Source organism: Paenibacillus tengchongensis, from assembly GCF_008973665.1.
Lineage (GTDB): Bacteria > Bacillota > Bacilli > Paenibacillales > Paenibacillaceae > Paenibacillus_AQ > Paenibacillus_AQ tengchongensis.
Genome location: NZ_WACP01000026.1, coordinates 22,864 through 30,339, shown reverse-complemented (window position 1 = coordinate 30,339; position 7,476 = coordinate 22,864). Strand labels below are relative to the sequence as shown.

6 protein-coding genes and 1 pseudogene are annotated in these 7,476 nt (G+C 56.2%); 1 reads left to right on the top strand and 6 read right to left on the bottom strand.

Annotated elements, in window-relative coordinates:
• Positions 1–342 precede the first annotated feature (342 nt).
• The 5 genes and pseudogenes from folE to F1381_RS27650 all read right to left on the bottom strand — a co-directional run bounded on the left by folE (position 343) and on the right by F1381_RS27650 (position 4,399).
• Complete coding sequence (folE, locus tag F1381_RS27675; protein WP_151738035.1) at positions 343–936, bottom strand: GTP cyclohydrolase I FolE; 594 nt, start codon at positions 934–936, stop codon at positions 343–345.
• 48 nt (positions 937–984) lie between these two features.
• Positions 985–1,239: a YneF family protein gene (locus F1381_RS27670; protein ID WP_151738034.1), complete on the bottom strand. Its 255-nt coding sequence runs from the start codon at positions 1,237–1,239 to the stop codon at positions 985–987.
• A 104-nt stretch (positions 1,240–1,343) separates the two neighbouring features.
• A pseudogene (gene queG, locus F1381_RS27660) lies at positions 1,344–3,118 on the bottom strand (tRNA epoxyqueuosine(34) reductase QueG).
• A 35-nt stretch (positions 3,119–3,153) separates the two neighbouring features.
• Positions 3,154–3,792, bottom strand: coding sequence for a signal peptidase I (lepB, locus tag F1381_RS27655; protein WP_246188217.1), 639 nt, complete (start codon positions 3,790–3,792; stop codon positions 3,154–3,156).
• Positions 3,793–3,979: 187 nt separating this feature from the next.
• Positions 3,980–4,399, bottom strand: a complete 420-nt coding sequence (locus tag F1381_RS27650; RefSeq protein ID WP_151738031.1) for a GNAT family N-acetyltransferase — start codon at positions 4,397–4,399, stop codon at positions 3,980–3,982.
• Positions 4,400–4,877: 478 nt separating this feature from the next.
• Here F1381_RS27650 and F1381_RS27645 point away from each other — a divergent pair, with 478 nt between their 5' ends.
• The gene (locus tag F1381_RS27645) at positions 4,878–5,486 is read left to right on the top strand and encodes a superoxide dismutase (protein WP_151738030.1); all 609 of its coding nucleotides are present in this window, start codon (positions 4,878–4,880) and stop codon (positions 5,484–5,486) included.
• Positions 5,487–5,753: 267 nt separating this feature from the next.
• Here the strand turns inward: F1381_RS27645 and mutY are convergent, their stop codons facing one another.
• The gene (mutY, locus tag F1381_RS27640; protein ID WP_151738039.1) at positions 5,754–6,971 is read right to left on the bottom strand and encodes an A/G-specific adenine glycosylase; all 1,218 of its coding nucleotides are present in this window, start codon (positions 6,969–6,971) and stop codon (positions 5,754–5,756) included.
• Positions 6,972–7,476 lie beyond the last annotated feature (505 nt).

Genomic DNA, 7,476 nt, shown 5'->3' with positions numbered 1-7,476 from the left:
AGCTTGGCAGTCAAAAACAAATGTAAAAACATCCCTTTAAATACTTTAATAAACAACATCTAATTACATGTCAGGGTTAATGCAACGCTAGTGGATTTTGGCCACTTAATTCTCCCGTTTTAGCCAATCCTCAAAGCAACGGCCCTGATTAAGTGGCGGTTGTCCAACTAATTCTGAAAAAGCAGGAACCACCGTCAAATTAAGTGGCGGAAATCCAACTAGCTCCCTTGGCAGGCCAAGTATTTACCACGCTCTACACAAGCAGAGAACCCTCCGTCACAGCGTGTGATAAAGGGTTCTCTGCATATAGGGCTTGCAGCCGGCGAATACCACGCTGCTGCGTTATTCTTTGATCAAAGCCAGGAACTCGGCGCGCGCCGCAGCGTCTTCGCGGAAGGTCCCTCTGGCCGCCATAGTCACCGTCTTGCTGCCGGGCTTCTTTACCCCGCGGGCGCACATGCACAGGTGCTCACCTTCGACGACCACCATCACGCCGTGCGGGTCCAGCACTTCGGTCATAATATCGGCGATTTGCGCCGTTATGCGCTCCTGCACCTGCAGCCGCCGGCTGACCGCTTCCACGAGCCGGGCCAGCTTGCTGAGCCCGGCGATGCGGCCGCTCGGCACATAGCCGATATGAACCTTGCCGAAGAACGGCGCCATATGGTGCTCGCACTGGCTGTAATAGACGATATCCTTTACGATAACCAGCTCTTCATGGGATTCGTCAAAGGTCACGCCAAGTGCCTCACGGGGATCTATGGAGTAACCGCCAAAGATCTCTTCATACATCCGTGTGACCCGTGCCGGCGTCTCCAGCAAGCCCTCGCGGCTGGTATCTTCACCGATTAACTCCAATATCTTCTCGACATGGTATTCGATCTGTTCGCGATTCGACGCAACCTTGCCGTTCATGTATTCCTTTAAGCCCCCCATGAAACCTCCCCCTTGCCGTCCCGCCTGATCTGTATATAAGCGGAATTCTTATTTAGTCTTGCGCTTGCCGGCCTTGTTCGCAGGCGCGGGCGCGCGTCCGCCCATGTTGCCGTTCTTCATCATTTGCTGGGCGCGCTGCATCTGCTTTCCATTCAGGTTGTAGCCCATCTGCTTGGCAACCTTCTGCAGCATTTCCGGATCATTCTGCATCGCTGTCATTTGTCTGCGCAGATACCATACACCAATCAGAAATCCGCCGATCAGACCCACAACAAGCGTTATAATAGGCAATGCAATATCCATCTGTAATCCACCTCTGTGCTCTTTGTATACGGCGCCAATCCTTAGGCGCGCGAGTCTATCATAGCATTTCATTAACTGGACAGCAATTGGTAAATCCGCGGCATTCAAAAGAGCAGGTGACCGTCCTGAATCGCCTCATGCCGCAGCAGCGTCTCTTTGATGTCCAGCCCTCCGCCGTAGCCGACCATCAGGCCGCCCGCACCGATCACCCGGTGGCATGGAACAATTAACGGCACCGGATTGCGGTTATTGGCTCCGCCTACCGCCCGCACCGCTTGGGGATTGCCGATTCTAACGGCGATATCCTTATAGGAAACCGTACTCCCGTAAGGAATATCCTGCAGCGCCGCCCATACCTTCAACTGAAAGTCCGTCCCGCGCATATCGAGCGGAAGCCTGAATTCCCGGAGTCCGCCGGCAAAATAACCCTCTAGCTGCCGCCGTACCCCGTCCAGCTGCAGGTCACTTTCCCGCAGCTCGACATGTCCGAACTGCCCGGCGAACCACCGCTCCAGCCTGGCGCAGCTGGCGGCTGCTCCGCCGAATTCCAGCTGACACAGCCCTCCTTCCGTTGCGAACAACGTCAGCGGGCCAATGGGCGTCATATTCATTTCACTGTAATAAACCTGCTGCACCTCTGAGCTGCTCATACCGGCTTCGTCTCCCCCTGCCCGGCTTCGTGCTGCCGCTCCAAAGCTGCCAGCTCCGCAGCCTCCAGCTTCAGCAAGGCGCTCTCCAGCAATTCCCGGGCCTGTGCATCTTCTTCCCGCACGTCAGCCTCCCGCAGTGCCGCATGTGCCTCCCTGCCGCCGATACGGCCGAGCGCCCAGGCGGCGGTGCCGCGCATTTCCGGCCGCGGATCGCGCAGCAGAATCTCCGTAAGCTTCGGCACAGCCGCAGCCTCACGGAAGTTGCCTAGCGCGATGACCGCGTTGCGCTGGATCGGTTTTTTGCCGCGCCAGGCGGCGGAGCTGCGGCCGAACTTCTCCTTGAACTCGCGGTTGCTGAGATCAAGAATCGGCAGAAGCAGCGGCTTGACGACCTCGGGATCAGGCTGCAGCTGCGGCCGGTGCACCCAGTTCTTGCCCCGGTTATGCGGGCAGACGATCTGGCAGGTGTCGCAGCCGTACAGCCGGTTGCCGATCTTGGTCATGTACTCCTCGCTCAGGAAGCCCTTGGTTTGCGTAAGATAAGAAATGCAAGCCTGCGCGTTAAGCTGCCCAGGACCGACCAGCGCACCGGTAGGACAGGCATCGATGCATTTCGTGCAGTCTCCGCAGCCTTCTTCCACCGGCTGGTCCGGCGGAAAGGGAATGTTCGTCACCATCTCGCCCAGATAGATCCAGGAGCCCCACTTTGGCGAGATAACCGCACAGTTCTTGCCGCTGAAGCCAATGCCCGCGCGCTCCGCCACGGCCCGGTCCACTAGCACGCCGGTATCGACCATGCTCTCCAGCACCGCCTCCGGCACACGCTCGCGGATGAAGCCCTCCAGCTTCTCCAGCGCTCCGCGCAGCACCTGATGATAATCCAGGCCCCAGGAGGCGCGGGCCAGAATGCCCCGCCGGGCACCGGGCTCGGATTTGGGCGGGTCGGCCATTTTGGAGGGATAGGCAACGGCTATGGCGATGATCGACCGCGCTTCGCCTCCCTGCAGCGCAGGAATCGTCCGCTTGTCCAGATCCGGCTCCTCGAAGCCGGAGTCATAGCCTTTGTCGCGGTGGTCCTGCAAAATGCTTTTTAAATATAGAAACGGCTCCGCAGTCGCGAACCCGATCTCGTCAATCCCCAGTTCGCCTGCAGCAGCCTTAATTTCAGCCTTAAGCCCTTCCCACCTGGAAGGCGGGGGAGCATAAGATGACTGTATCTGAAGGTTCATTTCCGCCTCTCCTTCTTCTAACTTAGACAGAGCCTCTAAAGCCCGTGCAGCCTCGAAAGCGGCCACCAGATGAACAGCGCCTTGCCGACAATGCTATCTTGCGGAACGGTACCGAAATAACGGCTGTCCTTGCTGGCTCCGGCATGGCGGTTATCGCCCAGCACGAAATACTCACCCGCCTTGACGGTCAGCCCGGCAAAATCAGCATCTTCAATCTCCGTGTCGATATAAGGCTCCGAAACGATGGCGCCGTTGACATACAGCTTATGGTCCTTAACGGCCACAATATCCCCGGGGATCCCGACAACGCGCTTCACGAGATATTCCTTCCGGTCAAGGCCGGTGCTGGGATCATGCAGCACGACGACATCGCCTCGGGCGGGATTAAAGAAATGCAGCGATATCTTGCTGATCAGCAGCTTCTCGCCTTCCAGCAAGGTAGGCTGCATGGACTGGCCAATCACTGTCGAGACATTAAATACATATATATTGAGCAGTGACATCAGCACAAACACAGCAACAGCCGTAATTCCAAAATCACGCAGCTCCGCAAGCCACCCATTCCTGCTTCTTCTCCGGGAAGCACCATGAGTAACGGAGCGGTACCGCTGTTTGCGGCTGCGCATATAATCTTCTTCAAATCCGCTGTGCATAAGGCCACCCTCTTGCTTCACATGGGATCAGAACACCCTAACAATAGAAAAGCATATCTCCCGGCCATTTGCAACGGACAACGGAGATATGCTTAGTATAATGGAATTGACCTTCCGGTCGCTATCGTTCTCTACTCTGGTTCATGCAGCCGGCCCGATCGTCCAGCTATACGTCCTGCACGGATTAGCAAATGTTTCCGCTTTCTTCTTAGCCAACAATACTGAGCTTGCGGACCGATTTGAAAATCTGGTTCTCATTGTAGCCCATAGCTTCATACAGCGGCAATGCACAAGAGTTATGCTCATCAACGGCTACATAAATACCGCTGACCTTACGCGCCTGAAATCTGTGCTCCATCGCGCTCACCAGACTACGGCCGATTCCTCTGCGGCGATAATCGGGATGGATGGCAATCCGGAAATAACAGCCATGGTTCTTCTCGATCGTACCAATCAGCGCTCCGACAATCTCTCCGTCTTCCTCGGCAACTACAATGAGATCGGAATCCCATGAAAGCTGGCGGGAGAAGGGCTCCATCGTGCTCTCGAAACATTCTTCGGACAAGGCGGTCTGCAGCAGTTCAGTTACAGGGGTAACGTCGCTTAATTGGAAGGAACGAACGTGCATTCTTTAAATCTCCCTTTTCTATGGCTTGGATTTTACAAAAAGAAGGAGTTCCCATAACAGTTAAGTGAGGAAAAAAGAATAAAAAACCGAGGAATACCCGCTTTTATCTCTATTAAAGCACACTTTTCTCGCGTTATCACCACTTTTCTTTGGAAAGCGCTTTATATGAAGCGTTTTCAATATATTCGCTGGCATAATTTCTTGTTTTAGTAAATTTTCAAAGTGAGATTGTAAAGGTATTCAGTAAGATTTCGATTTTACATAACTATAACACTGCCCGTAAGTTAACACCGGACAAAAACTTTATAAACATTTATGTTTGTTTAATGTTGCATTATTGTTCCAGATACGGTTTAATAAAAGTAGCTTAACGGGTACATATTAGGTAGGGCATTTTGGCAATAAGGGATTTTGACGACTTGCGCGGCCAAAATTCTTTATCTATACAAATTTCAATAAACTCAGGAGGGATTTTTCCATGGCATTTCAATTACCGGCACTTCCTTACCCAAACAACGCACTTGAACCGCACATCGACGCTCTGACAATGGAAATTCACCATGACAGACACCATAACACCTATGTGACGAACCTGAACGCCGCACTGGAAAAGGCACCCGAGCTGCAGGACAAGAGCATCGAAGAACTCCTTAGCGACCTGAACGCCGTACCGGAAGCCATCCGCACTGCAGTACGCAACAACGGCGGCGGCCATGCCAACCACACACTGTTCTGGGAAGTTATCGGACCGAACGGCGGCGGCGCACCAACAGGCGCACTTGCGGCTGCGATCGACAGCGAACTGGGCGGATTTGATAAATTCAAAGCAGATTTCACAGCTGCAGCTACTACACGCTTCGGCAGCGGCTGGGCTTGGCTGGTTGTGAAAGACGGCAAGCTCGCCATCACCAGCACCCCGAACCAGGACAGCCCGATCAGTGAAGGCGCAACTCCGCTCCTCGGCCTGGACGTATGGGAGCATGCTTACTACCTGAACTACCAGAATAAACGTCCGGCGTACATCGAAGCTTTCTGGAACGTTGTGAACTGGGAAGAAGTCGGCAAACGCTACGACAGCGCAAAATAATCCGGAGGCGGCTTAAACAGCCGCTTACCGCAGAGTTTAATAGAAAACGGCTGTGCTCTCTCTATGTAGAGGCACAGCCGTTTTTGCTTTTGGGACAAATCATCAGCTCCGCCACTATGCCGGAGCTGCCGTGTTGTGCAGAGACAATCGGTGGCTCCAGCCTATTCGCGGATCCGGGTAACCCCCTAGAGTGCAGCTGCCCGTTGTTTGTTGTTCAGCAACCTACCTGGACTCGCATCGTCCAGGCCCTTCCAGTCCGGGCCGGCTCTACTCCCCTCCCGCTTCCCGCGCTTCCCGCTCATCAAAGTATTGATTCAGCAGCTTCAGGAACACATTGGGGAATGCGTAGTCCGCCATCTCGCGGCGGCTGATCCAGCGCACCTCGCCGGCGTCCTCCGGCAGGCCGCCGTCCGCAAAGCGCTCGGCGGCAGGCACCGCCGGCGCATACTCTGCCGGCGCTTCCGCCGCCTGCGGCAGCGCCGGTGCGTCTTCCCTGCAGAGGTACACCTGCAGGGTCCAGACGATGTGGCTGAAGGTGTGCTCCGCCACCTTCCAGTGCGCCTCCGGCCGGGCGAGAATCCCGGCCTGCCGCAGGGACCGGCGCAGCCGGTCCTGCGCCGCCGCTTCCGGCGGCAGCGCCTCTATGGCGCCGCCCGAAGCAGGCGGCGCCGGCCAGTGCGGCAGCTCCCACATGCGGGCGAGCAGCCCGCTCGCCGGCCGCTGCCGGATGAGCACCCGGCCCGCGTGTGCGCCGCGGCCTTCGACCAGGGCCGCCAGCCGCGCTTCCGGGCGCGGCGGCTTGGCCTTGGTCTTGACGGGCAGCACGGTCTCGCAGCCCGCCAGCCGCGCCTGGCAGTGCTCCATCACCGGGCAGATGAGGCAGCGCGGTGATTTCGGCGTGCATACAAGCGCGCCCAGCTCCATCAGCGCCTGGTTGAAATGCGAAGCCTCCCCTTCGGGGATGAGCTCCGCCGCCAGGCGCTCCATCTTCACGCGGGTGGGTCCCTTGGCGATATCATCCTCGATGAGGAAGTATCGGGACAGCACCCGCATCACGTTGCCGTCGACCGCCGGCTCCGGGCGGTTGAAGGCAATGCTGAGTATGGCCCCGGCCGTATAAGGGCCGACGCCTTTCAGGCCGAATACGGCTTCGCGGTCGTTCGGCACCTGTCCGCCGTATTGCTCCTTCACCTGCTTCGCAGCCTGCTGCAGATTGCGCGCGCGGGAGTAGTAGCCGAGGCCCTCCCAGCACTTCAGCACCTCTTCTTCAGGCGCGTCGGCCAGCGCCTCCACGGTCGGGAACTGCGTGATGAACCGTTCGAAATAGGGAATCACCGTATCCACTCTGGTCTGCTGCAGCATGATTTCCGACACCCAGATATAATACGGGTTGCGGTGGCGCCGCCACGGCAGATCACGCTTCTGCCCATGATACCACTCCAGCAGGTGGCGGCTGAAGAACAGCTTGATCTCCCGATCCTGCATAGCTTCTCTCTCTGGTTCTACCACAGAGTCCGTCATCGATTCTGCCACTTTCGCCGCTGCTTCTACCGTGGGTTTTGGCACAGGTTCCGCCGCTGCTTCTCCTCCCGGCTGCTTAGTTTGCTTGTCCTCTATATATTGCTGCACCGCTGCTGCTTCTGCTTGCAGCAGCTCTCCAGTACCCCACCCCGTCTGTTTCTGCGGCGTTTGTCCATTCTCTTGCTGTCCCTTTGCGGTCATACTTTGCCTCCTCGCCGCGAACTCTAATTAACACAAATATTACCCTGCTGCTGTCTCAATCATAATTGTATTTTCTACACTTATTTCTATGAAACCCGGCAGCTGATTTGGAATAGTTGCACTCTCTGCAGCTATAATCCAGAAGAGTGCTGCAATAGCAGAAAATACCGGTTTTAGTTGTAGCAACTGCAGCTATCCGCAGCCAACCCGCCTTTTGGAGTGTTTAGATGTACAGAGTGCAACTAACGCCCTCCAGTGTTTGCGTCCG